The following is a 16,767-nucleotide window of genomic DNA, read 5'->3' as shown; positions in this document are numbered from 1 at the left end:
GCGGGTCAGGCGAGCAGCGGGTAGCCGCGCGCCTCCGCCGCCTCGCGCATCGCCACCATCACGGTGTAGTCGGTATCCTCGGCCGGCAGCATTCCGGCGATGCGGAGCGTGTCGCGGGCTCCGGCGCTCTCCGGATCGGCCGCGGCCGCCAGAAGGGCGTCGGTCACCCGCTGCCGGGTATCGGCATCGGCGGCCCGGCGCACCGCATAGGGCAGGGCGGGGGTGGTCGCACTCCAGCCGAGCACGCGGATGCCCTCGATCTCCTGGGGTGCGGCGTCGCCGACCAGGGCAAAGGTCACCCCGTCCAGCGCGGCGATATCGGCCTTGCCCTCGCGCACCATCGCGAGGCTGTTGCGGTGGGCGCCGCTCCACAGCACCTCGGAGAAGAACCGCTCACCGTCCGCGATTGCCGCGACGGCGGCGCGCAGGACGTTGCAGCCCGACTGGCTGTCGGGCCCGTTGGCGGCGGCCCGGCGGCCGCGCAGATCGGCGAGCGTTTTCGCCGGATCCTCCTCGCGCACCACGAAGGCGCTGCTGTAGGTCCCGCCGCCGCAGCCCTCGGCCCGGTAGTCCGGGACGGCGATGGCGGTGAGGTCGCCCGCATAGGCATGGGTCAGCGGATAGCCGCAGGTCTGGGTCAGCAGCAGGGCCGGATCGCGCCAGTTCTCGCCGACCGTCCGGCCCCGTGTCAGGGCCGCCGGAACGTCTTCGATCCCGGCGCGGCGGAGATGCCGGGCGATGGCCGTCCACCAGTCGTCGGTCGCTTTGCGGAGTTCCGGCAGGTCGTACATGGTGAAGGCGGCGATTGGAAGTACGGCGGGGGCGCTCATGCGGGCAATCCTTTGTCGATCCGGTCGATCAGCGTCCGCATATAGGCGGGGATCTCGTGGGCGTGGACGACGGCGTGGCGGATCAGGTCGTCGAAGCGGCGGGTCAGCACCCGGATATGCTCGGTGGTGCTGAAGACAATATACATGTCGCCGGCATAGATCGCCGCCCGCTTCGGCCCGAAGATGGTCACCGGAATGGCGTAGTCGCGCACCCCGTCGAACAGGAACCAGCGCACGCTGGGGTACAGCTCGTCGATCAGGTCGGCGATGTGGGTGAGCTGGCGGCGCCGGACCTCCAGCGGCAGGTCCCGCCAGACGCCGGTGCCGTCGGCGAAATCGCGCACCGACTGGATGGACGTGCAGATCTCCACGTCGGTCTCCGGCTGTCGGACATAGTCGAGGCGGTCGCGCGAGCGGCGCATCGCCTGGTCGGCGGCCGAGGTCCCGGTCTCGTGGTGCTCGTATTCGATCACCTCCGGGATCTTCACCTGGTCGGGCAGGCTGGTCGGCACGTAGCGGATCTTGTAGCCGGCCGCCTCCGCATGCCAGCGCAGCAGGTTCTCGTCGGCGACGGTCCGGTTGTGCGGACTGATCTCCGGCGAGCGCTCCATGATGTCGGCGGTGAACTGCCCTTCCTCCGCAAGGCCGAGCAGCCAGTCCAGCGACACCTGAAGTGTTACCGCCAGGGCCGCGACGGTGTCGGCCCGGGGCAGGCGCACGCCGTCGTCCGACAGGATCTGGGAGAGGGTGGAGCGGTCGACGCCGATCCGCTTGGCCACCGCCGATCGGGACAGGCCGGCGCGGTCCATCGCGGCCTCCAGCCGCTCCCGGAAGAGCCGGGCGACATCCCGCTTGTCGGTAGGTTGAACAGACTGTTGCATTTAGTAAACATCGTTGCTTAAGCAGATAATTGTCAACATAAGTTTCGCATAGCCGCATTGCGGCAACATCGGGCCCGACGATAGGGTCGCGGCATGGAAAGAGTTCATCGCATTGCCGCCGACGGCACCGGCCACGGGCCCGCTGTCGCTGCCCCTCCTGTCGCCGCGGCCCCGCGCCCGGCCCGTCTTGCCGCGCGGGTAGAATGGCCCACCGTGTGGATCGCCCTGGCCGTCTATCTGCCGATCGTCGGGTCGCTGGCGGCGGTCTGGCTGCAGGCCGCGCCGTGGTGGGCGGCCGCCCCGGTCCTGGCTTGGTGCGTGGCATGGCAGGCGTCGCTTCAGCACGAGGTCATCCACGGCCACCCGACGCCGTGGCGCTGGATGAACCGCCTGATCGCCGGGCCGCCGCTGCTGGTCTTCGTCCCCTTCGACCGGTACCGCGACAGCCATCTGGCCCATCACACCGACGCGCGGCTGACCGATCCGCTGGACGATTCGGAGAGCTGGTATGTCACCGCCGAGCGCTGGCGGCGGGCGGGGCGCGTCGAGCGTTCCCTGCGCTGGACGATGAACACCCTGGCCGGTCGGGTGGTGCTCGGTCCGCTCTGGCTGATGGCCCAAGCGGTTGTGACAGATAGTCGCGATTTGGTGGCAGGACGGCGGCTTTTCCCACTCGCCGGCCATTTTATGCAACTTCTGGCATTGGCCTGGATCCTGTCCGCAGTGGGGGTGCCGCTGTGGGGATATCTGGCCCTGGTGGTATGGCCGGCGACCGGAATGATGCTGATCCGCAGCTTTGCGGAACACCGCCCGGACCCCAGTCCCGCTTGCAGAAGCGTCATCGTGGAGAACGGCGGGGCGCTGGGCTGGCTGTTTCTGTCGAACAATCTGCACGCGCTGCATCACGAACGGCCCGGATTGCCGTGGTACCTTCTGCGCCGCGTGTACCGGGACGGGGCCGACGGGATTCTCTCTCGAAATGGGGGCTACAGGTTCGACTCTTACGTCAAACTGGCAGCCACTTATCTTTTTTCACCTCGAGATCACCCGATTCATCCCTTATATCGCTAGCCGAAACTCAACTCTGAGGATTGTCGTCGCTCGGCGAAGTCTTTGGATCTGCGCGCTTTTTCGTTCGATAAAGTGGTTAATTTATGTGAATTTTGTTCTATTTCGCCATTAACGGGTTATAAACAAATCAATGTAATACAACGTATATCCGTGGTGCGGCCGGCGCTTGAATGAAAATGATTTCAAGTTTGTTGCCGGTCTTGCAATCGAGGGATATAGGAATGGGTGATTCCGGCCGCCTATCAACGCAGGAGAGCCTGTCGGGACGTTCCGCCCGGAACTCCCGCCCGCTCGCCTCAAACGTGTGGCAGTCGCAAACCCCGGAAACGTGTATTGCCTTGTCAGCAGGGCGATGCGAAACCCATACTGCACTTTTAGTGAGACGGCTGGCTTTCCGCCGCCCTGTCTCGAAGTAAGGAGGTTGAAGTAGCTCCATGGCTAAAGCCAAAGTAGATAAGCGTCGTGATGATCCCAACTACCAGATCACGAACAACAACCCGATCGATGTCCATGTCGGTCGCCGTGTGCGGCTGCGTCGCACGTTGCTCGGGATGAGCCAGGAGCAGCTTGGCGAGGCGCTGAACATCACGTTCCAGCAGGTTCAGAAGTACGAGCGCGGCAGCAACCGCATCAGCTCGTCCCGGCTGTGGGATATCGCCCAGATCCTGGACGTGCCGGTCAGCTTCTTCTTCGACGACATGTCCGACGACACGATGGCGCATTCCCCGCGCCGCATGAAGTCCGGCCAGCCGCGCGACGAATACGAGGAGAACCCGACGGACCCGATGGCCCGCCGCGAGACCCTCGAGCTGGTGCGCGCCTACTATTCGATCAAGAATCCGAACCTGCGCAAGCGCATCACCGAAATGGTGAAGTCGGTCGCGACCGCGCTGCCGGAAGAGAAGTAAGCCTCCCCCACCTCCCGGACATTATTTAAAGAGCGCGCCGCCCAGTCGGCGCGCTTTTCGTTTGGGGGATCGGTGCTGCCGTCAGGCCGATACGTCCACGCTCTGACCGCGCGCGGCATCGACGGGGACGGCCGGGGTCGCGGCCGAGCCCGGCACCTGGTCGGCGATCTGCTCGGCCACCGCCAGCAGGGAGGAAAGACCCTGGCCCAGCACGCGGACCTGCTCGTTCGCTGCGCGCACGCCGGACACCGAAAGTGCCGCGCTTGCTGCTGCCGCGTTCGAAATCGCCATGCCGTGTCGCTCCTGAACCTGATCGCTTTCGACCGTTATCCTAAAGCAGGTTGGCCCAAATTTGAAGGGCGGAGGCCGCGCCCGATCCGAGGGGACCGGGCGCCGGGAGCGGAACGGGGTGTCGGATGACAGTCGAGGCGGGCATCGTCTGGGGGGGAGTGGTCGCCCTTCGCACCGGACTCCAGGCCGACGCCGCGGTCCGTGCCTGGGCCGTGCCGCGCAGCCTTCGACGTCTTCTTCTCGTCCACGATGGGGCCGGTCGGCCCGAGCCGTTGATCCCGCTTTTCGAAGCCGCCGGGTTGGCGGTCTTTCCCCTCGCGCATCCGGGCGGGGCGTCTGTGGGCGCGGTCGCGGAGGCCGTGGGCGCCTATCATTTCGATCAATGCGACGCCGTCGTCGGTCTGGGCGGGGACGCGGCGGTGGAGCTTGCGACCCTGACGGCCCGCATGGCCGGACAGCGCCGGCCGTTGGCGGATCTGGCTATGGAGCCTGCCGCTCTCGACCCCCTCGGGACGGCGCCCTGTATGGCGGTGGCGACCGATCTCTCGGGCGTGGCGGCCCTGGGCGGCGCCCGTCTTCTGATAGACGACCGGGGCTGCCCGTTCCTGATTCGCGATCCCCTTCTGCGGCCCGACGCCGCCGCATGGTGCCCTGAGCTGGAGCCGGACGATCGGCGCCGATGGGTGGCTGCACTCTCATTGGATGCAGGAAATTCCCTAGCGGCCGAGAGAGTGATGAGCGCGTCGGTCGCGGCGGCGCCTGCCGAAGCCCTGGAAGTCGCCGCGACCCTGGAGCGGCGGCTCGGCCCCGGACGCGTCTTCGCCGCACTGGGCGAGGTCTCCGGGGAGCGTCCGCCGGGCCCGACCCTCGGCGCGGTCCTGATGGCCGCGTCCGGGGCAGGCGGCACGGCCGATCCGCTTCTCTCACTTCTCTCAAAGGCGTTGGATCCGACCGGCGACGGCCGGGCCGGGTTGGACGCTCTGCCCCTGGACGGTCTCGCCCATCTCGATCCGGCCACTCTACCGGTAGACATTTCCGGCGTGCTGGTGATGCTGGGACGAGACATACCGGCGCGCAGACGCCGTGGCGGACGGGGAGGGGCGGCGCGCGGCCGCCGGACGGAATGACGCAAGAGATCCGCGATGCCGAGCCCGGCGACTACGAGGCGCTGGTCGTCCTGAACAATGCCGCCGTCCCGGCGGTGAACGCGCTGACCGTCGCCGACTTCGCCGAGTTCGCGGCCCAGGCGGACCTGTTCCGGATCGTCGGACCCGTAGGCGATCCGCAGGCCGTCCTGATCGCCCTGCGCCCGGGTCGCGCCTATGACAGCCTGAACTACCGCTGGTTCGAGCGGACCTATGACAGTTTCCTTTATGTCGACCGGGTCGTGGTGTCCGAAACCCAGCGGGGCCGCGGCCTGGGCGCGGTGCTGTACGAGGATTTCGCCGCGGCCGGACGCCGGCTCGGCGTGCCGCGCCTGACCTGCGAGGTGAATCTCGATCCGCCCAATCCGGGATCGCTCCGGTTCCACGAGCGGCTCGGCTTCGTGCCGGTGGGCATCCAGGAGGCGGGCGGCAAGCAGGTCCAGCTCATGGCGCGGGATCTGGCGGCGTGAGCGGGGCGGACGCCCACCGGGATGCACCGCCCGAGGTCGTCGCCTCGCTCCGGGGTCTCGGTCTGATCGAAGCCGATGAGCAGCCGGTACTGACGCCGCTGACGGGCGGCGTCGCCTCCGATATCTGGCGGGTCGATGCGGCGCGCGGCCCGTTCTGCGTGAAGCGGGCGCTGGCCAAGCTGAAGGTCGCCGCCGACTGGCGCGCGCCGGTGATCCGCAACGAATACGAGGTCGCCTGGTTCGAGACGGTGGCGCAGGCGGTGCCGGAAGCCGTGCCGGAGATCCTCGGCCACGATCCGCAGGCCGGGCTGTTCGCCATGGCCTGGCTCGATCCGTCGAATCACCGGCTGTGGAAGGGGGATCTGGCCGCCGGTGTCGCCGATCCGGCGGTGGCCCATGCGGTCGGCGACCGGCTGGGCCGGATCCATGCCGCGACCGCCGCCCGCCCGGAACTGGCCGAGCGCTTCCCGACCGACAGCATCTTCCACGCGATCCGGCTGGAGCCCTATCTGGAAGCCGCCGGCCGCACCCGGCCCGAGGTGGCGGCGGAACTGACCGCCCTGGTCGGGCGCACGGCGGCCACCAAGCGCTGCCTGGTGCATGGCGATGTGAGCCCGAAGAACATCCAGGTCGGTCCGACCGGACCGCTGTTTCTCGACGCCGAATGCGCGTGGTGGGGAGATCCGGCCTTCGATCTGGCGTTCTGCCTCAACCACCTGCTGCTGAAATGCCTGTGGGTGCCGGGCAAGGCGACCGGGTTCCTGCGCTGCTTCGAGCGGATGAGCGCGGCCTATCTGGCCAAGGTCGACTGGGAAGAGGCGGCCGGCTTGGAGGCCAGGGTGGCGAGCCTGCTGCCGGGGCTGTTCCTGGCGCGGGTCGACGGCAAGTCGCCGGTGGAATACCTGACCGAGGAAACGGACAAGGCGCTGGTGCGCGAGACGGCGATCGGCTGGCTGAAACGCCCGCCCTCCACGCTCGCGGGCTTGCGGGACGACTGGGCGAAACAGATGGGTGCGGAAGGCGCAGGGACATGAGCGATACGATCGACGCGGTGATCGGCCGGCGGGTCTGGGACAGCCGGGGACGTCCGACCGTGGAGGTGGAGATCCGCACGGCCTCGGGCGCCATGGGACGCGCGATCGCCCCGGCCGGTGCTTCCACCGGCTCCGGGGAGGCGGTGGACCGGCGCGACGGCGGCACCGCGTTCGGCGGCCTGGACGTGCGCGGTGCGGTGGACTCGGTCAACGGCGAGATCGCCAAGGCCCTGAGGGGCCGCCCGGTCGAGGATCAGGCCGGCATCGACCGGGGCCTGGTCGAGCTGGACGGCACCGGCGACAAGTCCCGGCTCGGCGGCAACGCGATCATCGCCACCTCCATGGCGCTCGCCCATGCGGCCGCGGCCTCGGCCGGGCTACCGCTGTGGCGTCACCTGGCGGGCGAGGGCGCGCCCGGCCCGCTGCCGCTTCCGGAGATCCAGATCCTCGGCGGTGGCGCCCATGCCGCGCGCCGGGTCGACGTGCAGGATTTCATGGTCGTCGCCGTCGGCGCGCCGGACTATCCCACATCGCTGGACTGGACGGCCGATGTCTACCGGGCGGCGGGGAAGATCCTGGCCGATGCCGGCAAGCTGCAGGGCGTGGCCGACGAGGGCGGGTTCTGGCCGGCCTTCGACAGCAACGAGGAGGCGCTGGACTGTCTGCTGCGGGCCATCGAGGCGTCCGGCCACGCGCCGGGCGACGAGGTCGCCATCGCCCTGGACATCGCCGCCTCCGATTTCGGCAAGGGCGGGCGCTACACCCTGGCGCGCGATGGCCGGGAGATCGACAGCGACGGACTGAGCGAGATGCTGCTCGGCTGGCTCGCCAAATACCCAGTCGTCTCCATCGAGGATCCGCTCGGCGAGGACGACGAGGAGGCCTTTGCCCGTTTCACCAAGGCGGCACCGGCGGGCGTGCAGATCGTCGGCGACGATCTGGTGACCACCAACGCCCCCCGCATCGCACAGTGCGCCGCCCTGGGCGCCGGCAACACCGCGCTGATCAAGCCGAACCAGATCGGCACCCTGACCGAGACCCACGAGGCACTGGAAACCGCCCGGGCGAAAGGCTGGGGCGCCATCGTCTCGGCCCGCTCCGGCGAGACCGAGGACGTGACCATCGTCCATCTGGGGGTGGGCTGGGGAATTCCTCAGCTCAAGGTCGGGTCTTTCACCCGGTCGGAACGCATGGCGAAATGGAACGAGGGGCTGCGGCTGGCCGAACAGGTGCCGACCGGCACCGCCTTGCCGGCACGATCGGCCTATCCCTGGGGACGCACGTAACAAGGACAAGCGGCGGCATGAAGGTTCTGTATCACTACGACGTCGGCCCCTGGCTGCGCGACCGGTTGAACCGGATGGCGAAGGAGGAGGGGCTGCGGGTCGCGATCTGCTCGGAGCGGGATCACGAGGGCTTTCTGGAGCAGATGGTCGATACCGACGTGCTGCTGCACAACCTGGAGCCGGTGAAGGAAGAGCACATGGCGGCCGCGCCGAAGCTCAAGCTGGTGCAGAAGATCGGCGTCGGGGTGAACACCATCGACCTGGAAGCGGCGAAGAAGCGCGGCATCGCCGTCTGCAACATGCCGGGCACCAACAGCCAGGCGGTGTCGGAGATGACCCTGCTGCTGATGCTTGCCTGCCTGCGCCGCCTGCCGGTGTTCCATGCCCGCACCGCGCGCGGCGACGGCTGGGGCTGGCCGCCTGCGATGCAGGACACGCTGGGCGAGATCGCCGGCAAGACCGTCGGCCTGGTCGGCAACGGCTCGGTGCCGCAGCTTCTGACGCCGGTGCTGGAGGCGATGGGGGCGAGGGTGATCTTTACCAAGCGCGGCACGCCCGACCCGGCGACCCCGCAATGGGTCGACAAGGCGACCCTGCTGGCCGAGTCCGACATCGTCTCGCTGCACATCCCGCTGGTGGAGGAGACCCGCCACTGGCTCGACCGCGCGGCCCTCGCGCAGATGAAGCCGGGGGCGATCCTGGTGAACACCGCCCGCGGTCCGCTGGTCGACGAGGAGGCGCTGGCCGCCGCCCTGTCCGCCGGGCGGATCATGGGGGCGGGCCTCGACGTCTTCGCCGAGGAGCCGTCGCCGGCGAGCAATCCGCTGTTCAAGCTGGACAATGTGGTGCTGGCGCCGCATGTGGCGTTCTTCACCCTGGGCACGCTGGAGCGCAGCCTGGCGGTGGTGAGCGAGAACATCAGCCGCCTGCGCGACGGGCGCGAGCTGCTGCACCGGGTCGCCTGAGCGATCCAAGCGAGGAGACGACCGTGAACGATATCGCGCCGAGCCTCGGCGATCTGCCGACCCCCTGTCTGGTGTTGGACCGCAGCAAGATGGACCGTAACCTGACCCGGATGCTGAAGCGTGCGGAGACGCTCGGCGTGCGCCTGCGGCCCCATTGCAAGACGGCGAAGTCGGCGGAGGTGGCGCGGCTGGCCCTGGGCGGGGAGGTCGGCCCGATCACCGTCTCCACCATGCGCGAGGCGCAGTACTTCGCCGAGAACGGCTTCACCGACATCACGCTGGCGGTCGGCATCTCGCCGTCGCGACTGGGGCAGGCGGCCGATCTGCTGGCACGCGGCATCGACCTGTCCGTCATTACCGACAATGTCGTCATCGCCGGCGAGATCGTCTCCATGGGCCGGGCCCGGGGCGTCACCTTCCCGGTGATGATCGAGGTCGATGTGGGCGAGCATCGGGCGGGAATCGACGCCCATGCGCCGGAGCTGCTGGAGATCGCCGAGATCCTCACCGAGGGCGGGCAGGAGCTGCGTGGCATCCTGGCCCATGGCGGCCACACCTACGGCTGCCGCAGCCCGGAGGCGGTGGCCGAGATCGCCGAGCAGGAGCGGGCCGGCGCGGTCCTGGCGGCCGAACGGCTGCGCCAGGCGGGCCACGCCTGTCCGGTGGTCAGCGTCGGCTCAACGCCGGGCGCGCTGTTCGCCCGCTCCATGGACGGCGTCACCGAGATGCGGCCGGGCGTGTACATGTTCATGGACCTGTTCCAATCCGGGGTCGGCTGCTGCGGGTTGGAGGATATCGCGGTGACGGTCATGGCGAGCGTCACCAACCTGCGGCCCGAGCAGGGTACGGCGATGATCGATGCCGGCGCGCTCGCCCTGTCCAAGGACCGCTCGACCCAGGCGCAGCCGCGCGACTGCGGCTTCGGGTTGCTGCTGGACGCGTTCGGCCGGCCGCTGCCGGGGCTGACGGTGGAGGCGGTACATCAGGAGCACGGACGGCTCGGCGGGGTCGGGGCGGACCCGGCGGTGCTGCCGATCGGCAGCCGGATCCATGTGCTGCCGAACCATGTCTGCATGACGGCGGCGATGTACGACCGCTATGCGGTTGTCGACGGCCTCGACAAAGGGCCGAAGCAGCCGGTGGTGGCGTTCTGGGAGCGGGTGAACGGCTGGTAGGCGGGGCCGGAACCGCCTACGGCTTGGAGGCGAGTTCCGCCATCTGTTCCGGGGTGATGTTCGCACCGTCCAGCTCCGCACCGCGCAGATGCGCGCGGGCCAGCCGGGCGCCCTGGAAATTGGCGCCGCGCAGGTTGGCCCCGGTCAGCTTCGCACCGGTCAGGTCGGCATCGACGAAGACCGCGCCGGACAGGTTCGACACCCACATCCGGCCGGTCGGCGTGCCGTCGGCGGATTTCAGCTCGACCTCCGAGAAGTTCGCGCCGGCCGCCCGGGTCCCGGTCAGGTCGGCACCGGACAGGTTGATGCCCGCCAGCTCGGCGTCGCGCAGGTCGGCGCCGCTCAGATCGGCGCCGCTCAGGTCCGACATCACGAGGCTGGTCCGCCGCATGGTCGACCCGGCCATCTGCGCCTCGCGCAGATCCGCGCCGGACAGGTTCACGTCGGAAATGTCGATGCCCTGAAGATCGGTCTTGGCGAGCTGCGCCCGCGAGCCGCCGCGTCCCTGCTCGCGGATCCACACGGCGTGGTCGCGCAGGATGTCGCGCATGGAGCGGGACAGGCCGCGGCCGTCGGAATTCACCAGATTGGCGCCGGCCAGATCGGCGGAGGAGAGATCGACATTCTCCAGGATCGCGCCGTGCAGGTCGGAATTGCGCAGCATCGTGCGATGGATCAGCGCGCCGGACAGATTGGCGCCGGACAGGTTCGCACCGACGATCCTGGCGTCGGACAGGTTCGCACCGGACAGATCGGCGCCCGTCAGGTTGGCGTTCTCCAGATTGACGCCCGACAGGTTGGCGCCGCACAGCAGCGTCTTCTCCAGCGTCGCGCCGACCATGGAGGAATGGGACAGGTCGGTCCCGGAGAGGTTGGCGCCGTTCAGCTCCGCCTCGTCCAGTTCGGACTGGCCGATATTCGCGCGGATGATCGTGGCGGGGGCGGCCGGATTGCCGCTGATCAGCGCGCCGCCGCGCAGATCGGCTTCCTTCAGGTTGGCGCCGGCCAGGTTGGCGCCGCGCATGAAGGCGCCGCGCAGGTCGGCGCGCATCAGCAGCGATTTCGCCAGATCCGCGCCGTCCAGGTTGGCGCAGAACATGTCCGCATAGGATAGGTCGGCGCCGACCAGGATGGTGCGGGCCATATAGGCGCCGGAGAGCTTGGCCGACTGCAGCATCGCGCTGGTCAGGTTGAACTCCGACAGGTTGCAGCCGGACAGGTCCGCCCGCTGGCCGCCGGATTTGCGCTGAAGCCAGCGCTCGTGGCCTTCGATCAGCTTCAGTATCTGTTCCGGGGTCATGTCAGCGACCCGATCTGCCAGCCGTCAACGATCACGCGGTAGATCTTCGTCGGGCGCGGATCGGTCGCGTAGAAATGTTCGTCGATGCGCACCTTCAGGTCGCGCATTTCACAGTGGTCCTGCAACTGCTGAAATCCTTTGGTCGCGACGATGTCTGAGAGGCTTGTCCCCAGATCGGCCGCGGTGACGTCCTTGAGCGGCTCGCCGTTTTCGTCGGTCAGGTAATAGATCACGAAACCGCCGCCCGCCGGCCCGACCTTGGCGTCGGCATAGCGGGCCACGTCGTCTTCGACACGGGCCACCAGATCCAGAAGTTGGGTGCTGATCGTTTCTAGAAAGGATGCGTTATGCTCGGCCACTGTCGTCTTCATTGTTGAAGGTCAATCCGATCTGAGGTGTGGGCGTCGATGGACCGACCAAGACGGAGCGTTAAAAACTGGACGCGACGTTCAATCTCTCGACCAAACGTCGCGTCAGTACTGGAACAGTAGCCCGCAGCTTCTGGGCTTTGTGGCAAAGCACGCGACCCTGCCGGTAACTTGCGCTGTCGATCAACCGCCCGAGGAGGGGGCCGTCGCCGGCGTCTGCGGTGCCATGACAGTCTGGCTGGTCGACGTGGTAGAGGCGGATTTCGATGACCAACCGCAAGCCGAAGCGTCGGCTACGGCAAAGGACGACAGGCCAAGTCCCAATCCAACAACGACGATGAGGGTGCGCATAACGTACCTCCTATCTGTTGACCCTAAGAATAGTGTGTTCGGCGGCCGGCGACAACTGGAACTGGATCAGACGGCGGCGGCTGCGGTGTTCAGCGCGGAATCCAACTGGTCCGGATCGACCACGCTATCGGTCAGGTTCGCACCGGTCAGATTCGCGCCCTTCAGCTGGGCGCCGGAGAGGTCGCAGTGGGACAGATTCGCCCCGCGCAGATCGGCGCCCCGAAGGTCGGCGCCGTTCAACTTCGCCCCGGACAGGTTGGCCGGCCAGAGCCGTCCGGTCGGTCGTCCCTTGCTGTCCTTCAGGTTGACCGGCGAGATGTTCGCCTTCTGCAGATTGGCCCCGACCAGACTGGCATTGGACAGGTTCACGCCTTCCAGCGTCGCCTTGGTCAGGTCCGCACCCTCCAGGTTGCACTTGGCGAGATCGGACATCACCAGCAGTGTCTCGGAGAGGTTGGCGCCGCTCAGGATCGAGGTGTGCAGGTCCGCGCCGGACAGGTTCACGCCGGACAGGTCGATATGGCTGAGATCGGTGCCGACCAGCACCGCCCGGTCGCCGAGCCGGCCATCCTCGCGGATCCAGACATAGTGATTGTTCAGCATGTCGCGGATGTCGGAGGGCAGGGTGTCCTCGCTGCGGACCATGTTGGCGCCGGTCAGGTTCGCCGAACCCATGTCGCAGCCGTCGATATTCGCGCCGGACAGGTTGGCGTGCTTGAAAACGGTGTTGTTGATCACCGCCCCCTGGAGCTGGGCGTCCTGCAGGTTGGCGCCGCTGAAGTCGGTGTCGCTGAGGATGCACCCCTTCATGTCCGCGCCTTCCAGATTGGCGTTGCGCAGATTGACGCCGGACAGGTTAGCCCCGGCGAGGCTGGCGCCCGCCAGATTGGCATTGGCCATGGCCGAGTTGGACAGGTTGGCGCCGCGCTCGTTCTTGGTCGGGCTTTCGCGCTCGCCGTCCTCGTCGTCGCTGCCGAACATGAGCGTGCCGCCGCGGAAATCGGCGCCGCGCAGGTTCGCCCCGGTCAGGTTCACGTTGCGGATATTGGCGCCGCGCAGGTCGGCGTTCTCCAGATTGCAGCTCTTCGCGTCGACCCCGTCCAGGATGGCGCAGAACAGGTCGGCCTCCGACAGGTCGGTGCGGTGCAGGATCGCGCGGGTCAGGTCACAGCCCGACATCTTGGCGCCGCGCAGCCGCGCGCCCGCCAGCGAGAAGCCGGTCAGGTTCTGACGGGCCAGGTTCGCGCGCGCACCGCCGCGACCCTTGGTCAGCCAGGCTTCATGCTCCTGCAGGATCATGACGAATTGTTGCGGCGTCATCGGGATGCCCCAATGCCTGACGGTCTCATTGCGCGAATGTCTCCCCCCACCGTGCCGGGTAAACGTTAACACATCGTTTGCTTCACGCAGAAGCGTGCTCGGCGGCGGTCCTCCCGCCGCCGTCCGATCGCGGCTACTCGGCGGGCGCGCCCTTGGGGTCCGGCCCGACCGTCGGCGGGGTGGAGGCCCCCGGAGCGGCCGGGGCCGGCTGCTTTGCCTCCCGGCCTTCGATCGCCGACATGAAGAGCGACAGCATCGGCGGGATCAGTCCGAGGGTCAGCACCGCCGACAGGGCGAGGCCGCCGACCACGACCGAGCCCAGCCCCCGGTACAGCTCTGACCCGGCACCGGGGAACACCACCAGCGGCAGCATGCCGAGCACGCTGGTCAGGGTGGACATGAAGATCGGCCGGATCCGGTTGCTGGTGGCTTCCAGGATCGCCGCCCCCGGCGCCATGCCTTCATCGCGCAGATGGTGCAGCGTCTGGTGCACCAGCAGGATGGCGTTGTTCACCACGATGCCGATCAGGATGACGAAGCCCAGCAGGGTGAGCATGTCCAGCTTCTGCGGGGTGAAGGCATTGAGCATGCCAAGGCCCAGCATGCCGCCGGCGGTGGCCAGTGGCACCGAGAACACGATGATGATCGGGTAGAGGAAGCTCTCGAACAGGATCGCCATGACCAGGTAGACGATGGCCAGCGCCATCACCAGGTCGATCTGCATCTCCGCCCAGGTCTCCTGCAGCTTGCTGGCGGTTCCCGACAGCCGCATGGTCACCCCGGCCGGAACCCCCTCGGCGACGACCTTGGCGATCACCTGGTCGCGCAGGATCTCCATGCTCTCCTCCAGGGCGATGGAGGCGGGCGGCTGGACCACCAGCGTGATCGTGCGCTGCCGCTCGCGGTGCCGGATCTCGGTCGGGCCGGTCGTCACCTGCACCTGGGCCAGCGATCCCGCCGGCAGGATCATGCCCTGTTCGGTGACCACGGGCAGGGCCTCGATGCCCTGGGTCTGGGTGACGTTCTTCACCGGGCCGCGCAGGGTCAGATCGATCCGCTCGCCGTCGACGGTGATCTCCGCCACCCGCAGCCCGTCATTGAAGGCGTCGACGGTCTGGCCGAGCTCCAGCGCCGAGATTCCGTTATCGGCCAGCTTCGTGCGGTCGGGCAGCAGCCGGACCTCCGGCGCCCCCAGGGTGAGGCTGGGCAGCGGCCGGATCTGGGTGCCCTGGCTGCGTGGCAGGACCTCGTTGATCGCCCGGTCGATCCGCTGGGCGACCTCGACGATCTCGTTCATGTCGCCGCCGGAAATGTCGAGATCGACCGCCCCCGAACCGCCGACGCCGCGGCCGAACAGGGAGGTCTGGAAGAAGAAGGACCGGGTGCCCGGAACGGCGCTCACCGGCGCGCTGAGGACCGGGATCAGCTCCGACACCCGGCTGTCGTCGGCGGCGGCGGCGCCGATGATGGTGTTGGCGCGGAAGGCGACGAAGAAGAACCGCGACAGGGTCGGCGTGCCGTCCTCGGTCTGCAGCCGCTCGCCGCTCTCGTCCCAGATCGGGCGCGTGGCGTTCTCCAACTGGCCGGCAATGGCGGTCTGGGTGTCCAGGTTGTAGCCCGGCGGCGGCGCCAGCCGGCCGATCACCAGGTTGCGGTTGCCGTTCGGCAAATAGTCGAGCTTCGGCAGGAAGATGTAGGTCGAGATCGAGCACACCGCCGTCAGCGCGATGATCATCATCGCCGCGAAGCCGCGCGAGCGCACCGCCCGCCGGGTGATCCCCATCACGCTGCTGTGGAAGCCCCGGGCGAAATGGTCGATGCCGGGGATCCGCCGGTTCTGCGCCTTCTCCACCCCGGGGCCGAGGAGCCGGCTGGCTAGGGCAGGGACGACGGTGACCGACACCAGCAGCGACAGGAGCACCGAGACCGAGATCGCCACGGCGATGTCGCGGAACAGCTGGCCGACCTCCAACTGCATGACGAGGATCGGGATGAACACCATGACCGTGGTCAGGGCGGAGACCAGAACCGCGCCCCAGACCTGGGAGGCGCCGAGATAGGCGGCGTCCTTGGCGCTGCGGCCGTTCTGGCGCAGGCGGAAGATGTTCTCCAGCACGACGATGGCGGCATCCACCACCATGCCCACCGCGAAGGCGAGGCCGGCGAGCGAGATCACGTTGATCGAACGTCCGAGGGCGGCCATGGCCACGAAGGAGCCGACCACCGAGACCGGGATGGCGAGCGACACCACCAGCGTGGCCGAGCCCGACCGCAGGAAGGTCATCAGCACCACCGCGGCGAGCAGGCCGCCGACCCAGATGTTCTGCTGCACCAGGGCGATGGCCGAGGTGATGTAGGTGGTCTCGTCGTAGACCTTGTTGATGTAGAGCCCTTCGGCCGGCAGATCGTAGGCCGACAGCTCCTCCAGCGCGGCTTCGACCCCGGCCATGGTCTCGATCACGTTGGCCCCGGTTTCCCGGCGGATCGGCATGGCCATGCCGGGCTCGCCGAAATAGCGGATGCGCGAGACCGGCTCCTTGTAGTCGAACACCACGTCGCCGATATCGGCCACCGTCAGCCGGCCGACCCGGCCGGTCACCGGATCGATGGTCGAGCGCAGGACCACGTCGCGGACCGACTGGACGCTCTCGAAGTCGCCCTCGGTGCGCACGGTGTACCGGCGCTTGCCTTCCTCGACCGCGCCGGCGGAGATCGACGCGTTGGCGGCGCGCAGGCCCTGGACGACCTGACTGATGGTGATGCGGTTATGGGCGAGACGCTCCGGATCCACGATCACCTGCATCTCGCGTTCGGAGCCGCCATAGACGTCCACCCGGCTGACGCCCGGCACCCGCTCGATGCGGGTCTTGATGACGTCCTCCGCGAAGTCGCCGAAGGTGTGGATCGGCCGGTCGTTGCCGGGGACCCGGCGCAGGGTCAGCCAGGCGATGGCGTTGTCCTCGGCGCCGGCGCTGCTGAGCGTCGGCTGGTCGACCTCGGAGGGATAGTCGCCGACCCGGTCGAGCCGGTTGGCCACCAGCAGCAGCGCCCGGTCCATGTCGGTGCCGACCATGAACTCCAGCTCGATCCGACCGCGGCCGGTCTCGGCCGTGCCGAGCATTTCCTCCAGCCCTTCCAGGCCGCGCAACTCGTCCTCCTGACGGTTGACGATCTCGCGCTCGACCTCGGCCGGGGCGGCGCCGAACCACTCGGTCTCCACCGTGATCACCGGCCGGTTCACGTCCGGAGCGAGCTGGATCGGGATGTTGAGCAGGGCGACGATGCCGAACATCACCACCATGAGCACGGCGGAGACGACGGCGATCGGCCGCTCGATCGAGGCGCGGATGATGTTCATGGCCCTGTCCCCCG

At 68.2% G+C, this 16,767-nt stretch carries 15 protein-coding genes; 8 read left to right on the top strand and 7 right to left on the bottom strand.

Annotated features, from left to right (window positions below):
- Positions 1–5 precede the first annotated feature (5 nt).
- Together T8K17_RS20650 and T8K17_RS20645 are read right to left on the bottom strand one after the other, a co-directional pair.
- Positions 6–830: a phosphate/phosphite/phosphonate ABC transporter substrate-binding protein gene (locus T8K17_RS20650; RefSeq protein WP_322331615.1), complete on the bottom strand. Its 825-nt coding sequence runs from the start codon at positions 828–830 to the stop codon at positions 6–8.
- Entirely contained in the window at positions 827–1,711 is an 885-nt protein-coding gene (locus T8K17_RS20645) for a helix-turn-helix transcriptional regulator (protein ID WP_322331614.1), read from the bottom strand. Before T8K17_RS20645 ends, T8K17_RS20650 begins: the two co-directional genes overlap by 4 nt.
- 213 nt (positions 1,712–1,924) lie before the next feature.
- Here T8K17_RS20645 and T8K17_RS20640 point away from each other — a divergent pair, with 213 nt between their 5' ends.
- Together T8K17_RS20640 and T8K17_RS20635 are read left to right on the top strand one after the other, a co-directional pair.
- Complete coding sequence (locus T8K17_RS20640) at positions 1,925–2,782, top strand: fatty acid desaturase (RefSeq protein WP_322331613.1); 858 nt, start codon at positions 1,925–1,927, stop codon at positions 2,780–2,782.
- 434 nt (positions 2,783–3,216) lie between these two features.
- On the top strand, positions 3,217–3,690 hold the full coding sequence (locus T8K17_RS20635) for a helix-turn-helix domain-containing protein (RefSeq protein WP_028792594.1): 474 nt from the start codon (positions 3,217–3,219) through the stop codon (positions 3,688–3,690).
- A gap of 81 nt (positions 3,691–3,771) precedes the next feature.
- Here T8K17_RS20635 and T8K17_RS20630 read toward each other — a convergent pair whose 3' ends face one another.
- Positions 3,772–3,981, bottom strand: a complete 210-nt coding sequence (locus T8K17_RS20630; RefSeq protein WP_322331612.1) for a hypothetical protein — start codon at positions 3,979–3,981, stop codon at positions 3,772–3,774.
- A gap of 125 nt (positions 3,982–4,106) precedes the next feature.
- Between T8K17_RS20630 and T8K17_RS20625 the strand changes: the two genes are divergently transcribed.
- From T8K17_RS20625 to T8K17_RS20600, 6 genes are read left to right on the top strand one after another with little or no spacing between them, the layout of a single operon-like run.
- On the top strand, positions 4,107–5,108 hold the full coding sequence (locus T8K17_RS20625; RefSeq protein ID WP_322331611.1) for an iron-containing alcohol dehydrogenase: 1,002 nt from the start codon (positions 4,107–4,109) through the stop codon (positions 5,106–5,108).
- Positions 5,105–5,596: a GNAT family N-acetyltransferase gene (locus tag T8K17_RS20620; RefSeq protein ID WP_322331610.1), complete on the top strand. Its 492-nt coding sequence runs from the start codon at positions 5,105–5,107 to the stop codon at positions 5,594–5,596. The genes T8K17_RS20625 and T8K17_RS20620 overlap by 4 nt, the downstream gene beginning before the upstream one ends.
- A complete protein-coding gene (locus tag T8K17_RS20615; protein ID WP_322331609.1) occupies positions 5,593–6,630 on the top strand; it encodes an aminoglycoside phosphotransferase family protein in 1,038 nt (345 codons plus the stop codon). Before T8K17_RS20620 ends, T8K17_RS20615 begins: the two co-directional genes overlap by 4 nt.
- Complete coding sequence (eno, locus tag T8K17_RS20610; RefSeq protein WP_322331608.1) at positions 6,627–7,916, top strand: phosphopyruvate hydratase; 1,290 nt, start codon at positions 6,627–6,629, stop codon at positions 7,914–7,916. Before T8K17_RS20615 ends, eno begins: the two co-directional genes overlap by 4 nt.
- Before the next feature lie 17 nt (positions 7,917–7,933).
- Positions 7,934–8,881: a 2-hydroxyacid dehydrogenase gene (locus T8K17_RS20605; protein WP_322331607.1), complete on the top strand. Its 948-nt coding sequence runs from the start codon at positions 7,934–7,936 to the stop codon at positions 8,879–8,881.
- 23 nt (positions 8,882–8,904) lie between these two features.
- The gene (locus tag T8K17_RS20600; protein ID WP_322331606.1) at positions 8,905–10,056 is read left to right on the top strand and encodes an alanine racemase; all 1,152 of its coding nucleotides are present in this window, start codon (positions 8,905–8,907) and stop codon (positions 10,054–10,056) included.
- 16 nt (positions 10,057–10,072) lie between these two features.
- Here T8K17_RS20600 and T8K17_RS20595 read toward each other — a convergent pair whose 3' ends face one another.
- The 4 genes from T8K17_RS20595 to T8K17_RS20580 all read right to left on the bottom strand — a co-directional run bounded on the left by T8K17_RS20595 (position 10,073) and on the right by T8K17_RS20580 (position 16,753).
- Positions 10,073–11,356 carry a pentapeptide repeat-containing protein gene (locus tag T8K17_RS20595; protein WP_322331605.1) on the bottom strand — a complete coding sequence of 428 codons (1,284 nt, stop codon included), beginning with the start codon at positions 11,354–11,356 and terminating at the stop codon, positions 10,073–10,075.
- Complete coding sequence (locus tag T8K17_RS20590) at positions 11,353–11,727, bottom strand: hypothetical protein (RefSeq protein ID WP_322331604.1); 375 nt, start codon at positions 11,725–11,727, stop codon at positions 11,353–11,355. Before T8K17_RS20590 ends, T8K17_RS20595 begins: the two co-directional genes overlap by 4 nt.
- 414 nt (positions 11,728–12,141) lie before the next feature.
- Positions 12,142–13,395: a pentapeptide repeat-containing protein gene (locus T8K17_RS20585; protein ID WP_322331603.1), complete on the bottom strand. Its 1,254-nt coding sequence runs from the start codon at positions 13,393–13,395 to the stop codon at positions 12,142–12,144.
- 133 nt (positions 13,396–13,528) lie between these two features.
- A complete protein-coding gene (locus T8K17_RS20580) occupies positions 13,529–16,753 on the bottom strand; it encodes an efflux RND transporter permease subunit (protein WP_322331602.1) in 3,225 nt (1,074 codons plus the stop codon).
- Between the last annotated feature and the right edge of the window lie 14 nt (positions 16,754–16,767).

The organism is Thalassobaculum sp. OXR-137, assembly GCF_034377285.1.
In the GTDB taxonomy this organism is placed as follows: domain Bacteria; phylum Pseudomonadota; class Alphaproteobacteria; order Thalassobaculales; family Thalassobaculaceae; genus Thalassobaculum.
This window is presented reverse-complemented; position numbering and strand designations above follow the sequence as displayed.